The sequence below is a fragment of the Acinetobacter sp. 18QD2AZ41W genome, from assembly GCF_009829025.1.
Lineage (GTDB): Bacteria > Pseudomonadota > Gammaproteobacteria > Pseudomonadales > Moraxellaceae > Acinetobacter > Acinetobacter pseudolwoffii.
This window is the reverse complement of sequence record NZ_WURP01000063.1, coordinates 1-705: the sequence shown is the minus strand read 5'-3', so window position 1 is coordinate 705 and position 705 is coordinate 1. Positions and strand designations below refer to the sequence as shown.

The 705-nt window shown below is 41.4% G+C and carries 1 tRNA gene and 1 rRNA gene; both read left to right on the top strand.

Features of this window, described 5'->3' with window-relative positions:
- Positions 1–21: 21 nt before the first annotated feature.
- Positions 22–97 (top strand) — tRNA-Ala (locus GVV58_RS15265).
- 481 nt (positions 98–578) lie between these two features.
- Positions 579–705 (top strand): 23S ribosomal RNA (locus tag GVV58_RS15260); the annotation flags it as partial.

The following is a 705-nucleotide window of genomic DNA, read 5'->3' as shown; positions in this document are numbered from 1 at the left end:
ACATTGACTTATTGATAAGCTGGGGACTTAGCTTAGTTGGTAGAGCGCCTGCTTTGCACGCAGGAGGTCAGGAGTTCGACTCTCCTAGTCTCCACCAAATTTCAAGACAAGAAAAGCATGCTTTTCCTTGAAATTTAAGCAAGAAGCTACGCTTCGCGCAGGCTTTAATCAAACGAAGCTTGAGCTGAGTGTTAAACACTCAGATAAGTGTTTAGATCCTAGAGATTAACAAGTACAAGCGTTATGATACGCGCACTTGATAATCTCTGTGATTTATCACAGCGTCTAGACCTGACGAAGGCTAGATCAATCATTAACAGAATATATTTGAGTTGAAATAAATTGTTTAAGGCTCAGAACTAAATTGACATTTAAATATGACACGCAAGTGACATAGTTGAATGAAGATGAAGAACTGAGAAACTAGCGATTAACTGAATCAAGCGTTTTGGTATATGAATCTAATTGAAGCTGTACAGTGCTTAAATGCACAAACGCCAACTGTATGATTGACCGAGTGATTGGTTAATCTGTTGCTCATCCTGCTTGTAAGGATGAACGACTGTTTGGGGTTGTATAGTCAAGTAATTAAGTGCATGTGGTGGATGCCTTGGCAGTCAGAGGCGATGAAAGACGTGATAGCCTGCGAAAAGCTCCGGGGAGGCGGCAAATATCCTGTGATCCGGAGATGTCTGAATGGGGAAA